The following is an 18,202-nucleotide window of genomic DNA, read 5'->3' as shown; positions in this document are numbered from 1 at the left end:
GGTGCAGGTCCGGGACCTGCTGCCGCTGGCGCCGATGCTGATCCTGGCCTTCGCCCGGGGGCGGATCGGCACCGCGGCGGCCCTGCGCTGGCCGGCCCTGCTGCCGGTGCTGGCCGCCGCCCTCGACGCGGTGGTGCTGCCGATGATCGCGCTGCGGGCGTAGCGGGCGCTCAGTCCCGGTCCAGGAAGTCCAGGAGCGCCCGGTTGAAGGCCTCGGGCCGGGTGACGCTGTGGGCGTGGCCGCCCTCCGGGGCGAGGGCGAGCCGGGCGTTGGGCAGCGCCGCCGCCAGCCGCTCGGACCGGGTGTAGGGCACCAGCACGTCGTCCCGGGCGGCCATGACCAGGGTCTCGTGGCCGATCGACCCGAGATGGTCCGCGATGGTGAAGCGCTCCAGGGCGGCGATGCGGGTCAGCACGGTCTCGGCGCCGGGGAAATGCGCCAGCGCCTGCGCCTCGTCGGCTTCGACCCGCTCGGCCTGCGCGGAGAGCCAGGGGGCCGGGTACAGGAAGATCGCCTGCGCCCGCACGTAGGCCTCCGGGCCGCCCCCGGCCAGGATCGCCCGGCGGGCCGCGAAGCAGCGGCGCGTGGCCGGGTCCATCGCGTCCCAGCCGTTGATCACCGCGAGGCGCCCGACCCGCCCGGGGGCGTCCAGCGCCATCTGGAGGGCGATCAGGCCGCCGAGCGCGTGGCCGACCACGTCGGCCCGGTCGATCCCGGCCGCGTCCAGCACCCCGAGCGCGTCCCGCGCCATGGCGGGGATGTCGTGGTCCGGCGCGAGCGGGCCGGGCGAGCGCCCGGTGCCGCGATGGTCGTAGGTGACGACCCGGAACCGGCCGGTCAGGGCCGCCATCTGCGGCGCGAAGTAGCCCGCCGCGCCGCCGAGGCCCGGTGAGAGCAACACCGGCCGGCCGCCCGCCGGGCCGGCCACCGCGTGGTGGAGCGGGCCCATCAGCGGCCGATATGGGCGATCGCCGCGATCTCCACGCGGGCCTCGGGCTTCACGAGGCCGCACTGGATGCAGTAGCGCGCCGGCTTCTCGCCCGGGAAATACTCGGCGTAGACGGCGTTGATCGCCGCGTAGTCGGCCCAGTCCGCCAGGAAGACGTGGTTGAAGGTGACGTCGTCCATCGTGCCGCCCGCGGCCTCGACCACGCCCCGGATGGTCTCCAGCACGTGGCGGGTCTGGGCCGCCGCGTCGCCGGCATGGACCACGTTGGCCTCCGCATCGAGCGGCAGCGTGCCCGAGACGTACAGGATTCCGTCGGCCAGGGTGCCCGGCACGTAGGGGGCCAGCGGCTTGCCGGTTCCCGGCGGTATCACGACCTGCTTGGGCATTCCCCTGCGCCTCCCGCGCGCGACCTGTCGGCCGGGCCGGGCAGGCCGCGCGGGAGGCCGCGTCGCGGCGGTCCTCGCGCTCCCCGCCGGTCACCGGCGGGGGGCGCGATGCACTTATCCGGCCAGAGCGCCGCCGGATCTATCGATCCCGGCGTGTGAAGACGCCCCGAGGGCGGCCTCGAAAGCGGCGACGTCCGAGACCCAGCCGAAGAAGGTCTCGATGTTGGCGAGCGCCGCGCGCTGCAGGCTCTCCGGCCCGGCCTGGTGCGTGGCGTCGGCCAGCACGATCCCGAAATACTCCCGGTGGAACCCGTCCCGCAGGGTCGACTCGACGCAGACGTTGGTGGCGATGCCGGTGAAGACCAGCGTGGTCACGCCCCGGGCCCGCAGGGTGCTGTCGAGGGGCGTGTTGTAGAAGCCGCTGTAGCGCGGCTTGCCCATCACGATGTCGCCGGGCTCCGGATTCAGGGCATCCACCAGCGCGTAGTCCCAGGATCCCTTGGCGAGCAGCTGCGCGTTCGCTTCAGGATTCCGCCGCATCGTCTTGAGGGCGTTGGATTTGTGCCAGTTCGGCGAGCCCGGGCCACCGGCCTCGACATAGGCCGGGTCCCAGCCGTTCTGGAACCACAGGACCGGGATGCCGGCGGATCGCGCCGCCGCCACCGCCCGGGCGATCCGGGCGATCACCGGGCCGGTGCCCGACACGTCGAAGCCGGCCCGGTCGAGGTAGCCGCCCGGGCTCGCGTAGGCGTTCTGGACGTCCACCACGATGAGGAACGTGGTCGCGGGATCGAGGGCGATCGGCTCCGGGCGGGCCGGCAGGACGACGCCGCCGTGCCGGCCCTGGGCGTCGCGGTAGCCGGCGGGGCGATCCATCGGGTCATCCATCGGGCGGTCCATCGGGCGGTCCATCAGGCGACCTCCGGCAGCGGCGCCGCCGTCACGTGCCGGCGCGACCGCATCAGGGGCTGGATCCGGGTCCCGAAGTCGTCGAGGCCCTTGAGGAAGTCGTCGAAGACGAGCAGCACGCCCTCCACTCCGTCGATGGTCATGACGGCGTCGAGCATCGCGGCCACGCTGGCGTAGCTGCCCACCAGGGTGCCCATATTGAGGTTCACCGCCGAGGTCGGGTCGGCGAGCTGGCGCACGTTGGTGTCGCTGCCGGACTTGGTGTCGGCGGCGCCCTGGACGCCGAGCCACGCGATCGCCTCGGCATCCGCGCCCGCCTTGTAGTGCGCCCAGGTCGCCATGGCGGCGTCGTCGGTCTCGTCGGCGATGATCATGAACAGCGCGAAGGCGGTCACCCGCCGCCCGGTCCGCGCGCCGGCCTCGGCGAGCTTCTCCACCACGGGCGCGAAGGCGGTCGGCGTGTTGAGCCCCTTGCCCAGGCAGAAATTGTGGTCGGCGTACTGGGCCGTGAAGGCCAGCCCGGCGCCGCTCTGGCCGGCGCAGATGATCTTCACCGGCGCCTGCGGCCGCGGGCTCAGCCGGCAGTCGGTCATCTGGAAATACGTGCCCTTGCGGTCGCTGGCGCCCGTCTCCCACAGGTCGCGCAGGATCTGGGCGTACTCGGCCAGGTAATCGTAGCGCTTGGCAAAATACTCGTCGCCCGGCCACAGGCCCATCTGGTCGTATTCCGGCTTCTGCCAGCCGGTGACGAGGTTCAGGCCGAAGCGCCCGTCGGAGATCGAGTCGATGGTCGCGGCCATGCGCGCCACGATGGCGGGCGGCAGGCACAGGGTCGCCGCGGTGGCGAACAGCCGGATCCGGGTGGTGACGGCGGCGAGCGCCGCCATCAGAGTGAAGGATTCGAGATTGTGGTCCCAGAACTCGGTCTTGCCGCCGAAGCCGCGGAGCTTGATCATCGACAGGGCGAAGTCGAGCCCGTAACCCTCCGCCTTCAGGGTGATCGCCTTGTTGAGCGCGAAGCTCGGGCGGTACTGCGGGGCGTTCTCCGACAGCAGCCAGCCGTTGTTGCCGATCGGGATGAACACCCCGACGCTCATGGCCGGTGCCGGACGGGCATCGGCGCTGTCGTCCGCGTGGCTCTGCATCATCGTCCCGCGCTCCGCCCGGTCGGTTCCCCCGGAACCGAGTCGACGCCCGGAGGCTCGCAAAACAGCGGCGGAGGGTCAAACCCGCGCCGCCCGTCGGTCGCGAAAATGCCCATCTTTCCAGCGACTTGCACAACCAGGGCGCGATGCCTGCCCAACCCGTGCGCGCGTCCCGACCGGCCGCGCCCGTCCGCCGGGACGCGCTCCACCGCGCTTGACCGCCGCGACGTCCGCGCGGCGCGAGGACCGGTGACGGCGCGGCGATCATCGTCGGCACGATCAAGGACCGATCACGGACCGATCACGAACATTGTCGTGGGCGTGGCGGAGACCATCTTCCCGTGACGATGATGGATCTCGGTCCGACACTGGCGGACCTTGCCGGACTTTGCCGGACCTTGCCGGAGTGACAGCGATGCGCGCGTGGCCCGCCCTGCTCCTCGTCCTCGGCCTCGCGGGGCCGGCGGCAGCCGACGAGGCGGGGCGCGCGGCGGCCCGTGCGGTCATCGCCAAGCAGGAGCAGGCGCTCGGCCGCGACGACGCGCAGACGGCCTACGAGCAGGCCGCGCCGGGGATCCGGGACCTGTTCCCGAATGCCGACCTGTTCATCGGCATGGTCCGGAACCAGTACCGTCCGGTCTACCGCCACCGCAGCTTCGTGTTCGGCGAGGCGCACGACACGGACGCGGCGGGCGTGGTCCAGTCGGTGGCGATCCAGGACGAGTACGGCGTCGACTGGACGGCCGAGTACAGCCTCGCCCGCGACGCGGACGGCCAGTGGCGCATCACCGGCTGCCGCCTGACCAAGGCGCCCGGCACGCGCGCCTGAGATCGCGGCCCGAGACCGCGCGCCCGAGACCGCTCCCCGAAGGGCGCCCGCCGCCNGCGGCGGCGGGGCCTGCGCGAAGGCGACGGTGCCGGACAGCAGCGCCGCGACGCCCGCGAGGGCGATGATTCGGGTCATGTCGGCTCTCTCCGAGACGGGATCCGCCCCGCCGGTCCGGGGGCCGCGGGGCGGTCCGGCTGTAGGACGCGGCCGGCCAACCGGCCCTGAACCGGCCCGTTCAGCCCCGGTTAAACCGCCGGCCCGGCGCGGACCGGCAGCGACTTCGGCGGCGCGCGCCCGGCTTTCGACAGGTCCGCCCGCATCGTGTAGAGGGGGCGCCTTCCCTCGGAGGACCCTGTGCTCCACGTCTCGACTCGCGGCGCGGCCGCGCCGCTCTCGTTCTCGGACGCGCTCCTGGCGGGCCTCGCCCGCGACGGCGGGCTCTACGTGCCGCAGACCTGGCCGCAGATCGGCCATCCGGAGATCGCCGCCCTGGCGGGCCGGCCCTACGCGGAGGCCGCCAAGCGGGTGCTGCGCCCGCTGATCGACGGCGACATCGCCGGGCCGGACCTCGACCGGATGATCGACGCCGCCTACGCGACGTTCCGCCACCCGGCCGTCTGCCCGCTGACCCAGCTCGACGACAACCTGTTCCTGCTGGAGCTCTTCCACGGGCCGACGCTCGCCTTCAAGGACGTGGCGATGCAGCTGCTCGGGCGGCTGATGGACCATGTCCTGACCCAGCGCGGCGCCCGCGCCACCATCGTGGGCGCGACCTCGGGCGATACCGGCTCGGCCGCCGTGGAGGCCTTCGGCGGCCTCGACCGGGTCGACGTGTTCATCCTCTACCCGCACGGGCGCGTCTCGGAGGTGCAGCGGCGGCAGATGACCTCGGTGCCGGCGCAGAACGTCCACGCGCTCGCCGTCGACGGCACGTTCGACGATTGCCAGAACCTCGTCAAAGCCCTGTTCCAGCACGCCGATTTCGCCGACGCGGTGCGGCTGTCGGGCGTCAACTCGATCAACTGGGCCCGGGTCGCCGCGCAGGCGGTCTACTACTTCACCAGCGCGGTCGCGCTCGGCGCGCCCCACCGCCCGGTCTCGTTCGCGGTGCCGACCGGCAATTTCGGCGACGTGCTGGCCGGCTGGGTCGCCAAGCAGATGGGCCTGCCGGTCGGGCGGCTGATGATCGGCACCAACGCCAACGACATCCTGGTGCGGACCCTGGAGCACGGCGCCTACGAGCTGCGCGGCGTGGTCCCGACCACCTCGCCCTCCATGGACATCCAGATCTCGTCGAACTTCGAGCGTCTGCTGTTCGAGGCTCTGGGGCGCGACGCCTCCTCCCTGTCGCGGCTGATGGCCGGGCTGAAGCAGTCCGGCGGGTTCACGCTGAGCCCCGAGGTGCTGGCGACGGTCCGCGCGGAGTTCGACGCCGTGGCGGTGCCGGAGCCCGACGTCATGGCGGAGATCGCCCTGACCCAGGCCGCCACCGGCGTGGTGCTCGATCCCCACAGCGCCATCGGCGTCCGCGCCGGGCGCCGGCTCCTGGAGCAGGATCCCGCGACCCCGGTCGTCGCCCTCGGCACCGCGCATCCGGCGAAGTTCCCGGACGCGGTCGCCCGGGCCACCGGCGGGCTGCGCCCGCCCCTGCCCCCGCACCTCGCCGACCTGATGGACCGGCCCGAGCGCCTGACCCGGGTGGAGAACGACCAGGCCGCCCTGGAGACGCTCATCCGCGAGCGCGCCCGCATCACGAGGGGTGCGTGAGCCCGGCGCGCGTCGCGCGACGCGCCCCCGCACCCCGTCCCTCTCCCGCACGGGAGAGGAGACCCGCGCCGCATCCGGTCCCCTCCGCGACGAGCCGTCGATGAACCAGCATTTCTCCACCCACGCCGCCTCGCCGTCGCTGCGCACCACGCGGCTCGACAACGGCGTCACGGTGGTGACCGAGCCGATGCCGGGGGTCGCCACCGCGAGCCTCGGCGTCTGGGTCGGGGCCGGCTCGCGCAACGAGCGCGCCGACGAGGCCGGCCTGTCCCACCTCATCGAGCACATGGCGTTCAAGGGCACGCGCACCCGCTCGGCGCAGAAGATCGCGGAAGAGATCGAGAATGTCGGCGGCGAGATCAACGCCGCCACCTCGACCGAGGGGACGAGCTACACCGCCCGGGTGCTCGGCGAGGATGCCGGCCTCGCCCTCGACGTGATCGGCGACATCCTCACCGATTCGGTCTTCGACGCCGGCGAGCTCGCCCGGGAGAAGGGCGTCATCCTGCAGGAATACGCCGCCGTCGAGGACACCCCGGACGACGTGGTCTACGACGCCTTCACGGAGGCCGCCTTCCCGGACCAGCCGGTCGGCCGGCCGATCCTCGGGCGCCCCGAGACGATCCGGAGCTTCGACGAGGCGGGGATCCGCGCCTATCTCGACCGGGAATACACGCCGGACCGCATCGTGGTGGCCGGCGCCGGGGCGGTGACCCACGAGGCGATCGTGGCGGCGGCCGAGCGCCATTTCGGCGCCCTCCCCGCCAAGCCCGCCCCCGCGGCGGTCCCGGGCGTCTACGGCGGCGGCGAGCGGCGGATGCCGCGCAAGCTCGAGCAGGCCAACGTGGTGATCGGCCTGCCGGGCCTCTCCTTCCGGGACGAGGGCTACTACGCGCTCCACATGTTCGCGCAGGTGCTGGGCGGCGGCCTGACCTCGCGGCTCTGGCAGGAGGTGCGCGAGACCCGCGGCCTCGCCTACGAGATCCAGGCCTTCCACTGGCCGTTCTCGGATTGCGGCCTGTTCGGCATCGGCGCCGGCACCGCCGGCGCGGACCTGCCCGAGCTCGTCGACGTGACCCTGGCGGCTACCGCCCGTGCGGCCCGCGACCTCGACGCCACCGAGATCGCCCGCGCCAAGGCGCAGCTGAAGGTCTCGCTGCTCTCGGCCCTGGAGACGCCCGGCGGGCGCATCGAGCGCAACGCCCGCCAGATCCTGGCCTGGGGCCGGGTGATTCCCGCCGGGGAGGTGATCGACAAGGTCGACGCCGTCACGGTCGAGGACGTCCGCGCCGCGGCGGCCGCGATGCTGCGGGGCACGCCCACGCTGGCGGCGATCGGCCCGATCCGCAAGCTGCCCGCCCTCGACAGGATCGCGGGCGCGCTCCGGGGAGCGTAGGGCAGCTTCGGCCGCTCGCCGCGCCACCGTCTCTGCGAGGGGAGCGACCCAGGACAGCGCCCGCGATGACGGAGAGGGCGGCAGAACGGCCGCCCCCGCCCCGGCCAACTTGATTTGGCCGCAAAGGGGCGCGATCCGCGGGCGGTGGACCGGCCCCGGGGCGACCTTGCCCCGGGTCAGGCCCGCGCCTATCGATCGAGGCCGCCCGGGCGGCCGATGCCGCAGCTCGCACGGCCGGAAGTCAAGACACCCTTGCGCATCCTCGCCCACCTCCTGACCCTGGTCGGCGGCCTCGTCGGTGCCCTCGCGCTCACGCTCGCCGCGAGCGCGCCCGCCCAGGCCGTGGAGGCGGTCCGCGTCACCCTCGACGCGCCGGTGATCGACCTGACCACCGCGATCGAGCGCTACCGCTCCGACGGCGACCTGATCCAGATCTCCACGGCGCCCGGCAAGGACGGCATCGTCCGGCGCATCGTCGTGAAGGCGCGCGACGCCGGCGCCCGGCCCGACTGGATCGTGTTCGCGCTCACCAACGACACCGACGAGCAGATCGACCGCATCCTGGTCGCCCCGCATTTCCGGCTGGTCGATTCCGGGGTGATCTGGCCCGATCTCGGCGGCTCGCGCATCGCCGCCATCACGGCGAGCCAGGGCATCCGGCCCGAGCGGGACGAGAACCCGGAGGCCGACCAGTTCACCATCACGCTGGATCCCGGCGCCACCGTCACCTACGTGGCCGAGCTGCGCGGCTCCAACGTCCCTCAGCTCCGCCTCTGGGACCAGGACGCCTACCGGCGCAAGACCGCCGGACTGACCCTCTACAAGGGCATCATCATCGGGATCAGCGGCCTGCTGGCCCTGTTCCTGACCATCGTGTTCGTGGTCAAGGGCGCGATCATCTTCCCGGCCGCCGCCGCGCTCGCGTGGTCGGTGCTCGCCTATGCCTGCATCGATTTCGGGTTCCTGCAGCGGGTGTTCCCGGTCACCGAGCTCGCCGAGCGGGTCTACCGGGCCTCCGCGGAGGCGGTGCTCGGGGCGACGCTGCTGGTCTTCCTGTTCGCCTATCTCAACCTCGCCCGCTGGCACGTGCGCTACAGCCACGTGGCGTTCTTCTGGCTCGCCTTCCTGGCGGGCCTCGTCGGGCTCGCGGTGTTCGACCCGCCGGTGGCGGCGGGCGTGGCGCGGATCTCGATCGCCGCGGTGGCCGGGATCGGCCTGCTGCTGATCGTCTACCTCGCCGCCCATAACGGCTACGACCGCGCCATCCTGCTGGTGCCGACCTGGCTGCTGCTGGTGGTCTGGGTCACGGCGGCGGGCTTCGCGGTCACCGGCCAGATCGGCAGCGACCTCGTCCAGCCCGCCCTGATCGGCGGCCTCGTGCTGATCGTGATGCTGATCGGCTTCACGGTGCTCCAGCACGCCTTCGCGGGGGGCGGCCTCAGCCACGCCCTCGTGTCCGACACGGAGCGGCGCGCGCTGGCGCTGACCGGCGCCGGCGACGTGGTGTTCGACTGGGACGTGCCCGCCGACCGGGTCTTCGTCGGCCCGGAGATCGAGGGCCAGCTCGGCCTCGCCCGCGGCACCCTGGAGGGGCCGGCGACCAACTGGCTGGGCGCGCTCCACCCGTTCGACGTGGAGCGCTACTCGGCGGCCCTCGACACGGTGATCGAGGAGCGGCGCGGCCGCATCGTCCACGACTTCCGCCTGCGCTCGGAGGCCGGCACGTTCTTCTGGTACCGCCTGAAGGCGCGGCCGGTGATCGGCGCCGACGGCGAGGTGATCCGGGTGGTCGGCACCATCGCGGACGTCACCGAGATCAAGACCGCCGAGGAGCGCCTGCTCCACGACGCCGTGCACGACAGCCTCACCGGCCTGCCGAACCGCGAATTGTTCGGCGACCGCCTCGACGCGGCTCTGGCCTTCGCCGGCCAGGACCAGCGCCTCAAGCCCACCGTGATCGTGCTGGACGTCGACCGGTTCAAGGGCATCAACGACGCGATCGGCCTGTCGGCGGGCGATTCGATCCTGCTGACCCTCTCGCGCCGGCTCGGCCGCCTGCTGCGCCCGCAGGACACCCTGGCCCGGGTGGCCGGCGACGAGTTCGCGGTGATCCTCCTCTCCGAGCGCGACCCCGACCGGATCCTGGCCTTCGCCGAGATGATCCGCCGGGCGATCGCCACGCCGATCACCTACGCCGACCGCGAGATCTTCCTGACCGTCTCGATCGGCCTCGCGCTCTACGAGGCCGGCGCCAACCTGAAGCGCGACGAGGTGTTCAAGAGCGCCGAGATCGCCATGATCCAGGCCAAGCGCAACGGCGGCGATCGGATCGAGGTGTTCCGCGCCCACATGCGCACCGACCGCTCCGACCGGCTGATGCTGGAGAGCGACCTGCGCAAGGCGATCGAGCGCAACGAGTTGCGGGTCCTGTTCCTGCCGGTGGTGCGGCTCGAGGACCGCACCGTGGCGGGGTTCGAGACCGTGCTGCGCTGGGACCATCCGAAGCTCGGGCGCATCCCCGCCTCGACCTTCCTGCCGCTCGCCGAGGAGAGCGGCTTCGTGGTCAATCTCGGCATCTTCGCCCTGGAGCGCACCGCCCTGGAGCTCGCGGCGTGGCAGCGCTCCCTGGAGGTCGAGCCGCCGATCTTCGCGGCCTGCAACCTGTCCTCGCGCCAGCTCCTGCGCCACGACCTCCTGCACGACGTGAAGACCGTGCTGGCCCGCTCCGGCGCCCTGCCCGGCTCGCTCAAGCTGGAATTCAGCGAGAGCCTCGTGATGGAGAACCCGGAATACGCCGCCCAGATGCTGGCGCGGATCCACGACCTCGGCGCCGGCCTGTGCCTCTCGGATTTCGGCACCGGCTACTCGGCCCTCTCCTATCTCCAGCGCTTCCCGTTCGACACGATCAAGGTCGACGCGACCTTCGTGCGCCAGATCGGCACCGGCCAGACCGCGATCCTGCGCTCCATCGTGCGCATGGCGAGCGAGCTGAACCTCGCCATCGTGGCGGAGGGCTGCGAGTCCGAGGCCGACGCCCAGGCGCTCGCCGGTCTCGGCTGCGAGTACGCCCTCGGCCCGGCCTTCGGCGAGCCGATGACCATGCTGCAGGCCCGCCAGATCGTCGGTGCCGCCCCGGAAGCGGCCTGAGATTCGATCCGGACGGGCCCGCTCGGTATATTGCCGGCCAACGATCCGCGCGGCGGCAGGTGACGCGATGACTCCGGACCAGATCAGGCTCGTGCAGGACAGCTTCGCGAAGGTGCGGCCGATTGCCGGAACGGCGGCCGACCTGTTCTACGGCCGCCTGTTCGCGATCGCCCCGGAGGTGCGCCCCCTCTTCCCCGCGGACATGACCGAGCAGAAGCAGAAGCTGATGGCCATGCTCGGGCTGGCGGTCGCCAACCTGAACCATCCGGAGACCGTGGTGCCCGCGCTCCAGGATCTCGGACGCCAGCACGTGGCCTACGGCACGCGGGACGCCCACTACGCGCCGGTGGGGGCGGCCCTGCTGTGGACCCTGGAGCAGGGCCTCGGCGTGGACTTCACCCCGGAGGTCCGCGAGGCCTGGACCGAGACCTACGCGCTGGTCGCCCGCGTGATGAAGGCGGCCGCCGCGGACGCCGCGTGAGCGGCGCGTCGAGCGGCGGGCGCGGACGGGCCGAGCGCCACCGCGGAGTCCCCGGCGCCCCGATCCAGGGCCAGGAGGAGGCGCCGCCGCCGCCCGTCGCCGTCCGCAAGGGCACGGTCACGGAGATCCGCCGGCTCAGCCCCGGCATCCTCGAGATCGTCGCGACCCTGACCCGGCGCCCGACCGGCGAGCCCGGCCACCAGGCGCTGGTGACCTTCGCGGGGCTGCCGACGCGGACGCTGTCCCCGACCCTGCGGGTCGACGGCACGACCGAGATCAACGACGCGGTGTTCCACGTCGCCCGCGACCCCGAGGGCGATCCCCTCGACGGGCTCCGCCTCGACCAGCCCGTGCGCCTCAAGGGCCCCGTCGGCCGGGGGCAGTACCGCCCCGGGGGCGGCCGGCTCGTGCTGGTGGCGGCCGGCGCCGGCTTCGGCGCGATCTGGGCGATCGCCCGGGCGGCCCGCTACGTCGAGCCCGCCCGCGAGGTGGCCCTGGCCGTCGGCGCCCGCGACGCCCTGGACCTCTACATGCGCGAGAGCCTGGACTGGCTGCGCCGCACCGGCGTCGGCCGGATCGTGCTCTGTGCCGATCGCGGCCGCCAGCGGCCGCCGGACGTGCGCTCCGGCCCGCTCAGCGCCCACCTGCCGAGCCTGCGCGCCACCGACGTGGTCCACGTGGCGGGCGACGTCTCGACGGTCGGCGCCGTGCAGGTGCTCGCCGCCTCGGTGGGCGCCCGCTGCTACCCGATCGTGATCGACTGACTGCCGTCGCCTCGACGCGGCGGCGCCCGGCTGCTACCGGGCCGGTCCCGACCCCGATCCGAGCCCCGATGGTCCGCGTCCTCTGCCTCGGCTACAGCGTCACGGAGCTGCCGGGCTACGTCGAGCGGGCCAACGCCCTGGCCGAGGCCGAGGGGCGTCCGGTCACCTTCCTCCGCAGCGGCTGGGGCGGCCATTCGCTGCCCTCCATCGCCGCCCTGATCGACGAGATCCTGGACGCGATCCCCTGCGACAGCGTCCTCCTCGAGCTGTTCACCGGCAACGTCCGCTACTTCGACGGCGCGACGATGCGGGCCTATCTCGACGACATCCTCGCGGCGACCGCCCGGCGGGACCTGCCCGTCGCCTTCCTCAACCTCCACCAGGGCGGCGTCGACTACGCCGCCGAGCCCGTCGCCGGCCTGCTGGCGGAGTACCGCGCCCTCTACGGGATCCCCTATCTCGACATCGCCGCCCCGGTGGCGGCCGCGGGCGCGGGCGACATCACCTACCTGCTGAAGGACGCGACCCACGTCACGCCGGCGGGCGCCGACCTCTACGGCACCCTGGTCTACAGCTTCCTCCGCGCGCCGCCGCCGGGCCGGGCCTATATCGACCGGTTCCGGACCCTGCCGGGCCGGTTCGAGGCCCTGCCGCTGCGCGCCCTCCCCGGCCTGACCTGCGGGTTCACCCTCCGCCGCAACGGCATCCCGCTGGACTTCCTGGAGATCCCGGAGGGTACGCGCGTCGCCGTCCCCCTGGGGCGCCCCCGCGACGTGATCGGACTCCTCGTGACCTACGGGCCGCAGGCGGGCACGCTGACGGTCGGGGACCCGGCGACCGGGCGGGCGCGGGCCCTCGTCGCCTACGACGCGTTCTCCTACTACACGCGCGCGATGTTCCGCAGCGTGACCCTCCCGGCGGCGCGCGCGCTGACGATCGCGCAGTCGGCGGAGCGCCCGGACATCGCCCTGCGCAAGGGCGCGCCGGATCCGGGCCCGCGGATCGGGCGCGTGTCGCACGTCGTCTGCCGGCGGAGAGCGGGCCTGGCCCGTGGCGGCCGCGACCGAGCGGCTCGGCGGCGCCATCCGGGCGATCGGCCGTCAGGCGGGCGGCTCGTCCGAACTCGCCCAGCAGGCGGTCGGCGAGGCCGACCAGACCGCCGGCCTCGTGGCCGAGCTGCGGCAGGCGGCCTCCGAGATCGGCGACGTGGTGCGGCTGATCGCGTCCATCGCCGAGCAGACCAACCTGCTCGCCCTCAACGCCACCATCGAGGCGGCGCGGGCCGGCGAGGCCGGCCGCGGCTTCGCGGTCGTGGCGGGCGAGGTGAAGGCCCTGGCCGAGAAGACCGCGCGGGCGACCGACGGGATCGCCGCGCAGATCGGCCGGATCCAGGGCGTGACCGGATCCGCGGTCGGCGCCATCGGCGCGATCATCGACCGGATCCGCGAGATCAACGGGGTGGCGATCGCGATCGCCGCGGCCGTCGAGGAGCAGAGCGCCGCGACCCAGGAGATCGTGCGCACCATCGCCCAGGCGACGCGGGGCGCCGCGGAGGTGACCGGCACCATCGCCGGGGTGGCCGAGGCCTCCGGGCGGACGGGGGTCGCGGCCGACCACGTGCTCACGGCCGCCACCGCCCTGTCCCGTCAGTCCGAGGGGCTCGCGGCGGAGGTGGGGCGGTTCCTGGCCACGGTGCGCGCAGCCTGAGGGCGGCGCGGCCCGCTCCCGCGCGGGAGCGGGCCGGTGGCGCTCAGCCCAGGCGGACCCGCCAGATCTCCTCGGCGTACTCGCGCATCGCCCGGTCGGAGGAGAACCACGCCATGCGGGCGGTGTTGCGGATCGCCTTCGCCCACCAGCCGCGGGGATCGCGCCACGCGGCGTCGATGGCGCGCTGCACCCGCCAGTAATCGTCGAAATCGGCGGTGAGCAGGTACTGGTCGCGCCGGCGCAGGTCGTCGGTGAGCGGCCGGAACCGGCCCGGCTCCTCCGGCGAGAACCGGCCCGACGCGATCATGTCGAGCGCCGCCGCCAGCCGCGGCGACGCCTGGATCGCCCGGGCCGCGTAGTCCGGCTCGGCCTGCCGGGCGCGCACCCCGTCGGCCTCCAGGCCGAAGATGAAGATGTTGTCCGCCCCGACATGGTCGCGGATCTCGATGTTGGCGCCGTCGAGGGTGCCCACCGTGAGCGCGCCGTTGAGGGCGAACTTCATGTTGCCGGTGCCCGAGGCCTCCATGCCGGCGGTGGAGATCTGCTCGGACAGGTCGGCGGCCGGGATGATCGATTCGGCGAGGCTCACCGAGTAGTTGGGCAGGAACACCACCTTCAGCCGGTCCGCGACCTCGGGGTCGTCGTTCACCGCCTTGGCGACGTCGCAGGCGAGCTTGATGATCAGCTTGGCCTGGACGTAGCTCGGCGCCGCCTTGCCGGCGAAGATCTTGACCCGGGGCGTCCAGTCCCGGTGCGGCTCGGCCTTGATCGCCTGGTAGAGCGCCACGGTCTCGACCACGTTGAGGAGCTGGCGCTTGTACTCGTGGATGCGCTTGACCTGGATGTCGAACAGCGCGGCCGGATCGACGTCGACGCCGGTGCGCTCGGCGATGAGCGCCGCCAGGGCCTCCTTGCGCTCCCGGCGCACGGCCGCGTAGCGCGCCACGAAGGCCGGGTCCTCCGCGTGGGCCTCCAGGCCCCGGAGCAGCTCGGGATTGTCGAGCACGCCGGCGCCGACCGTCTCCACGGCGAGCCGGGTGAGGCCGGGATTGGCGTTGTGGAACCAGCGGCGGAAGGTGATGCCGTTGGTCTTGTTGACGATCTTGTCCGGATCCAGCGCGTGCAGGTCGGAGAAGACCGTCGAGCGCATCAGGTCGGTGTGCAGGGCCGAGACGCCGTTGACCCGGCGGGCGCCGTGGAAGGCGAGGTGCCCCATCCGCACCCGCCGCCCGTGCGACTCGTCGATCAGCGAGATCGACGCGAGGTAGGCCGCGGCATCCGCCGATCCCTGGCGGCCGTGCTTGGCCTGCTCCTCCAGGTGCATCCAGTTGATCAGGTAGATGATCTGCATGTGGCGCGGCAGCAGCCGCTCCATCAGCTCCACCGGCCAGGTCTCCAGCGCCTCGGGCAGGAGGGTGTGGTTCGTGTAGTGCAGCGTGTGCGTGGTGACGTGCCACGCGTCCTCCCAGGAGAGGCCGTAGACGTCGAGCAGGACGCGCATCAGCTCCGGCACGGCGATCGCCGGGTGCGTGTCGTTGAGCTGGATCGCCGCGTGGTCGGCCAGGGACCGGACGTCGCCGCGCTCGGCCACGTGGCGGGCCACGAGATCCTGGATCGAGGCCGCGGTGAAGAAGTATTCCTGGCGCAGGCGCAGCTCCTGGCCCTCGGCCGAGGAATCGCTCGGGTAGAGCACCCGCGAGATCGCCTCGGCGCGCATCCGCGCCGCGACCGCGCCGACATGGTCGCCGCCGTTGAAGCGGGCGAGATCCACGGGCTCGCCGGCCTCGGCCTTCCAGAGGCGCAGGCCGTTGACGTGGCGGCCGCGCCAGCCGACCACCGGCACGTCGTGGGCCACCGCCCGCACGGTCTCGGCCGGCTGCCAGTGGCGCCGGATCACCCCCTCCTCCGGCGAGGACAGGGTGACGGTGCCGCCGAACCCGATCGCGTAGGTCGCCTCGGGCCGGGCGAATTCCCAGGGGTTGCCCTCGGCGAGCCACGTCTCCGGCGCCTCGCGCTGCCAGCCGTCCTCGAAGGACTGGCGGAACAGGCCGTGGTCGTAGCGGATGCCGTAGCCCATGGCCGGAATGCCGATGCTGGCCATGCTCTCCATGAAGCAGGCGGCGAGGCGCCCGAGGCCGCCGTTGCCCAGAGCCGCGTCGGGCTCGGCCTCCTGCACGGCGTCGAGGTCGATCCCGAGCTCCCGGAGCGCGCTGCGGGTCGTCTCGGTGAGGCCGAGATTGTTCAGCGCGTCCGACATCAGCCGGCCGATCAGGAATTCCAGCGACAGGTAGTAGACGCGCTTGTTCGGGACGCCGCGCTCGGCGGTCAGCGCGGCGGCCACGATCCGCTCGCGCAGGGCCAGCGCCGTCGCGGCGAACCAGTCGCGCGGGCGGGCGGTCTCGGGCGTGCGGCCGAGCGCGAAGGTGAGCTTGGCGCGGATCGCCTCGCGCAGGTCCACCACCGCGTCGCCGCTGCCGGACAGCACCGGGGCGGTCCAGGCGGCCGGGGCGGGCGCCTCGGTTGCGCGCTCGTCGCGCGAGACATCTTGTGGCACAGGCCGGGTCAGAACATCGTTCAACACGTGCGGGTCCCCCAAAGTCGTCGCCCCGGATTCTAGCGCCGGGGGTATCGTGGGCGGATTATCTCTTTTGATGGATTGCCGCCGCATGAACGGACGGGCGATCCGTGCCCCGAAGCGCCCGACGATGCGGTCGGCTTCCGGCGAAGTCGTGGCAGCGCCGCTCCGGCGGAGCGCACGGGCACGGCGGAGGAGATATGGCACGGCGGCGTGACATTCCAGGCACAGCCGCGCGCCGTCGCCCTGCGTGAGGGGCATGCGCACGGGTTTTGCGGGCCTCAGCCATTCCCTCGGCGACGCTGCACCGAGGCATTCGGCGCGCGGCGCGCGCTCCGAGCGCATCCATCGCCGGTCGCCAGCGCGCGGGTCAGCGGTTAAGCGTGGGCCGCCGATGCGAGGGGCGCAGCATGACCGACACCGTCTGGTGGAAGCGCGGGACCGTCTATCAGGTCTACCCGCGGTCCTTTCAGGACACGAACGGCGACGGGGTCGGCGACCTGCCGGGCATCACGGCGCGGCTGGACTACCTCGCATGGCTGGGGGTCGACGCCGTGTGGATCTCGCCGGTCTACCCCTCGCCCATGGCGGATTTCGGCTACGACGTGGCCGATTACTGCGGGATCGACCCGCTGTTCGGCACGCTGGCCGATTTCGACGCCCTCGTGGCCGAGGCCCACCGGCGCCGGCTGAAGGTGATCCTCGACTTCGTGCCGAACCACTCCTCGATCGCGCATCCCTGGTTCGCCGAGAGCCGGTCGTCGCGCGCGAGCCCCAAGCGGGACTGGTACATCTGGCGCGACCCGGCGCCCGGCGGCGGCCCGCCCAACAACTGGCTGTCGAATTTCGGCGGCCCGGCCTGGACGCTCGATGAGACCACCGGCCAGTACTACTACCACGCCTTCCTGGCGGAGCAGCCGGACCTGAACTGGCGCAACCCCGCGGTGCGGGCGGCCATGCACGACGTGCTCCGCTTCTGGCTGGAGCGCGGGGTCGACGGGTTCCGGGTCGACGTGATCTGGCACCTGATGAAGGATGCGGGATTCCGCGACAACCCGGCCAATCCCGACTACGCTCCGGGCGCGCCCGAGATCAACCGCTTCACCCAGGTCTACTCCGCCGACCGGCCCGAGATCTTCGACGTGATCGCCGGCATGCGGGCGGTGCTGCGCCAGTACGGCGAGCGGGTACTGATCGGCGAGATCTACCTGCCGGTGGAGCGTCTGGTCGCCTATTACGGGCCGGACCTGACCGGGGCCGACCTGCCGTTCAATTTCCAGCTGATCCAGACGCCGTGGCGGGCCGACGCGGTGGCGGACCTCGTGGCCCAGTACGAGGCGGCCCTGCCCGAGGGCGGCTGGCCGAACTGGGTGCTGGGCAACCACGACCAGCCGCGCATCGCCGCCCGGGTCGGGCCGGCCCAGGCCCGCATCGCCGCGATGCTGCTGCTGACCCTGCGCGGCACGCCGACCCTCTACTACGGCGACGAGATCGGGCTCGGCCACGTGCCGATCCCGCCCGACCGCGCCCGGGATCCCTGGGAGCACAACGAGCCCGGGCACGGCCGCGACCCGGAGCGCACGCCGATGCAGTGGGACGACAGTCCGCAGGCGGGCTTCTCCACGGCCGAGCCCTGGCTGCCGCTGGCGGCGGATTGGGCCGCCTGCAACGTCGAGAGCCAGCGCTCGGATCCGGGCTCGATGCTGACCCTCCACCGGCGGCTGCTCGCCCTGCGCCGCGACCACGCGGCGCTCGCCGTGGGCGGCTACCGGGAGGTGCCGCTGGGCAACGCCGAGGTGTTCGCCTACGAGCGCTTCGCCGACGGGGCCGTCCTGCGGGTGCTGCTGAATTTCGGCGCGGCGTCGCAGGACTTGCCGCTGCCCGAGGGGGCCTGGACCGTGCTGCTCTCGACCCGTCCCGGGCGCGCGGGCGAGCCGGCCGGGCTCACCCTGGCGCTCGAGCCCGCCGAGGGGGTGATCCTGCGCCGCGCGGGGTGAGGGGAGCCCGCGCCCGGCCCCGGCGCGTCAGTCCGGGGACCGAATCGGGTGCCCGGACTGAGGCGCCGCCCGTCGGCTCGAACACGTGCCGGGTACGCGCGGCCGGGCACGCCCGGCGGGGCCCGGCGCGGTCGCCCCCGGCCGGAGCG

Annotated in this window: 14 protein-coding genes and 1 pseudogene; 9 read left to right on the top strand and 6 right to left on the bottom strand. The window is 73.1% G+C overall.

Features of this window, described 5'->3' with window-relative positions:
• The first annotated feature begins 34 nt into the window (after positions 1-34).
• Positions 35-163, top strand: coding sequence for a hypothetical protein (locus tag MMR14E_RS29410; protein ID WP_419539453.1), 129 nt, complete (start codon positions 35-37; stop codon positions 161-163).
• Between the two features lie 7 nt (positions 164-170).
• On the opposite strand, the gene rutD is transcribed toward MMR14E_RS29410, so the two are convergent.
• From rutD to rutA, 4 genes are all read right to left on the bottom strand, one after another.
• Positions 171-953 carry a pyrimidine utilization protein D gene (rutD, locus tag MMR14E_RS27785; protein ID WP_331318958.1) on the bottom strand — a complete coding sequence of 261 codons (783 nt, stop codon included), beginning with the start codon at positions 951-953 and terminating at the stop codon, positions 171-173.
• Entirely contained in the window at positions 950-1,336 is a 387-nt protein-coding gene (gene rutC, locus MMR14E_RS27780; protein WP_020093352.1) for a pyrimidine utilization protein C, read from the bottom strand. The genes rutD and rutC overlap by 4 nt, the downstream gene beginning before the upstream one ends.
• A 114-nt stretch (positions 1,337-1,450) precedes the next feature.
• Positions 1,451-2,212 carry a pyrimidine utilization protein B gene (rutB, locus tag MMR14E_RS27775; protein WP_419539452.1) on the bottom strand — a complete coding sequence of 254 codons (762 nt, stop codon included), beginning with the start codon at positions 2,210-2,212 and terminating at the stop codon, positions 1,451-1,453.
• Positions 2,213-2,247: 35 nt separating this feature from the next.
• Positions 2,248-3,342 carry a pyrimidine utilization protein A gene (gene rutA, locus MMR14E_RS27770; protein ID WP_331318954.1) on the bottom strand — a complete coding sequence of 365 codons (1,095 nt, stop codon included), beginning with the start codon at positions 3,340-3,342 and terminating at the stop codon, positions 2,248-2,250.
• Positions 3,343-3,805: 463 nt separating this feature from the next.
• Between rutA and MMR14E_RS27765 the strand changes: the two genes are divergently transcribed.
• From MMR14E_RS27765 to MMR14E_RS27740, 6 genes are all read left to right on the top strand, one after another.
• Complete coding sequence (locus MMR14E_RS27765; protein ID WP_331318807.1) at positions 3,806-4,219, top strand: DUF4864 domain-containing protein; 414 nt, start codon at positions 3,806-3,808, stop codon at positions 4,217-4,219.
• Between the two features lie 354 nt (positions 4,220-4,573).
• Positions 4,574-5,986, top strand: a complete 1,413-nt coding sequence (gene thrC, locus MMR14E_RS27760) for a threonine synthase (RefSeq protein WP_331318806.1) — start codon at positions 4,574-4,576, stop codon at positions 5,984-5,986.
• Between the two features lie 100 nt (positions 5,987-6,086).
• Entirely contained in the window at positions 6,087-7,382 is a 1,296-nt protein-coding gene (locus MMR14E_RS27755; protein WP_331318804.1) for a pitrilysin family protein, read from the top strand.
• 216 nt (positions 7,383-7,598) lie between these two features.
• Positions 7,599-10,529, top strand: a complete 2,931-nt coding sequence (locus tag MMR14E_RS27750) for an EAL domain-containing protein (protein WP_331318802.1) — start codon at positions 7,599-7,601, stop codon at positions 10,527-10,529.
• A gap of 67 nt (positions 10,530-10,596) precedes the next feature.
• Positions 10,597-11,010, top strand: a complete 414-nt coding sequence (locus tag MMR14E_RS27745) for a globin family protein (RefSeq protein WP_331318801.1) — start codon at positions 10,597-10,599, stop codon at positions 11,008-11,010.
• A complete protein-coding gene (locus MMR14E_RS27740; protein WP_331318800.1) occupies positions 11,007-11,774 on the top strand; it encodes a ferredoxin--NAD(+) reductase in 768 nt (255 codons plus the stop codon). The genes MMR14E_RS27745 and MMR14E_RS27740 overlap by 4 nt, the downstream gene beginning before the upstream one ends.
• Here MMR14E_RS27740 and MMR14E_RS27735 read toward each other — a convergent pair.
• On the bottom strand, positions 11,753-12,304 hold the full coding sequence (locus MMR14E_RS27735; RefSeq protein ID WP_331318798.1) for a hypothetical protein: 552 nt from the start codon (positions 12,302-12,304) through the stop codon (positions 11,753-11,755). The two genes, MMR14E_RS27740 and MMR14E_RS27735, sit on opposite strands and share 22 nt — an antisense overlap.
• 517 nt (positions 12,305-12,821) lie before the next feature.
• Between MMR14E_RS27735 and MMR14E_RS27730 the strand changes: the two are divergent.
• Positions 12,822-13,481 (top strand): annotated as a pseudogene (locus MMR14E_RS27730) (methyl-accepting chemotaxis protein); the annotation flags it as partial.
• A gap of 43 nt (positions 13,482-13,524) precedes the next feature.
• Here the strand turns inward: MMR14E_RS27730 and MMR14E_RS27725 are convergent.
• A complete protein-coding gene (locus tag MMR14E_RS27725) occupies positions 13,525-16,062 on the bottom strand; it encodes a glycogen/starch/alpha-glucan phosphorylase (RefSeq protein ID WP_419539450.1) in 2,538 nt (845 codons plus the stop codon).
• A 404-nt stretch (positions 16,063-16,466) separates the two neighbouring features.
• On the opposite strand from MMR14E_RS27725, the gene MMR14E_RS27720 reads away from it, so the two are divergent.
• A complete protein-coding gene (locus MMR14E_RS27720; RefSeq protein WP_331318792.1) occupies positions 16,467-18,053 on the top strand; it encodes an alpha-amylase family glycosyl hydrolase in 1,587 nt (528 codons plus the stop codon).
• Positions 18,054-18,202 lie beyond the last annotated feature (149 nt).

Origin of the sequence: Methylobacterium mesophilicum (assembly GCF_036441335.1) — a bacterium.
In the GTDB taxonomy this organism is placed as follows: Bacteria; Pseudomonadota; Alphaproteobacteria; order Rhizobiales; family Beijerinckiaceae; genus Methylobacterium; species Methylobacterium mesophilicum_B.
Note: the sequence above shows the minus strand (reverse complement) of the source record. Positions and strands in the feature narration are given on the sequence as shown.

Bases quoted from the DNA above. Each gene is read 5' to 3' on its own strand.
- rutC (WP_020093352.1), bottom strand. From the start codon at position 1,336: ATGCCCAAGCAGGTCGTGATACCGCCGGGAACCGGCAAGCCGCTGGCC.
- MMR14E_RS27755 (WP_331318804.1), top strand. From the start codon at position 6,087: ATGAACCAGCATTTCTCCACCCACGCCGCCTCGCCGTCGCTGCGCACC.
- MMR14E_RS27720 (WP_331318792.1), top strand. From the start codon at position 16,467: ATGACCGACACCGTCTGGTGGAAGCGCGGGACCGTCTATCAGGTCTAC.
- rutB (WP_419539452.1), bottom strand. From the start codon at position 2,212: ATGGATCGCCCCGCCGGCTACCGCGACGCCCAGGGCCGGCACGGCGGC.
- MMR14E_RS27765 (WP_331318807.1), top strand. From the start codon at position 3,806: ATGCGCGCGTGGCCCGCCCTGCTCCTCGTCCTCGGCCTCGCGGGGCCG.
- MMR14E_RS27745 (WP_331318801.1), top strand. From the start codon at position 10,597: ATGACTCCGGACCAGATCAGGCTCGTGCAGGACAGCTTCGCGAAGGTG.
- rutA (WP_331318954.1), bottom strand. From the start codon at position 3,342: ATGAGCGTCGGGGTGTTCATCCCGATCGGCAACAACGGCTGGCTGCTG.
- MMR14E_RS29410 (WP_419539453.1), top strand. From the start codon at position 35: ATGCTGATCCTGGCCTTCGCCCGGGGGCGGATCGGCACCGCGGCGGCC.
- MMR14E_RS27750 (WP_331318802.1), top strand. From the start codon at position 7,599: ATGCCGCAGCTCGCACGGCCGGAAGTCAAGACACCCTTGCGCATCCTC.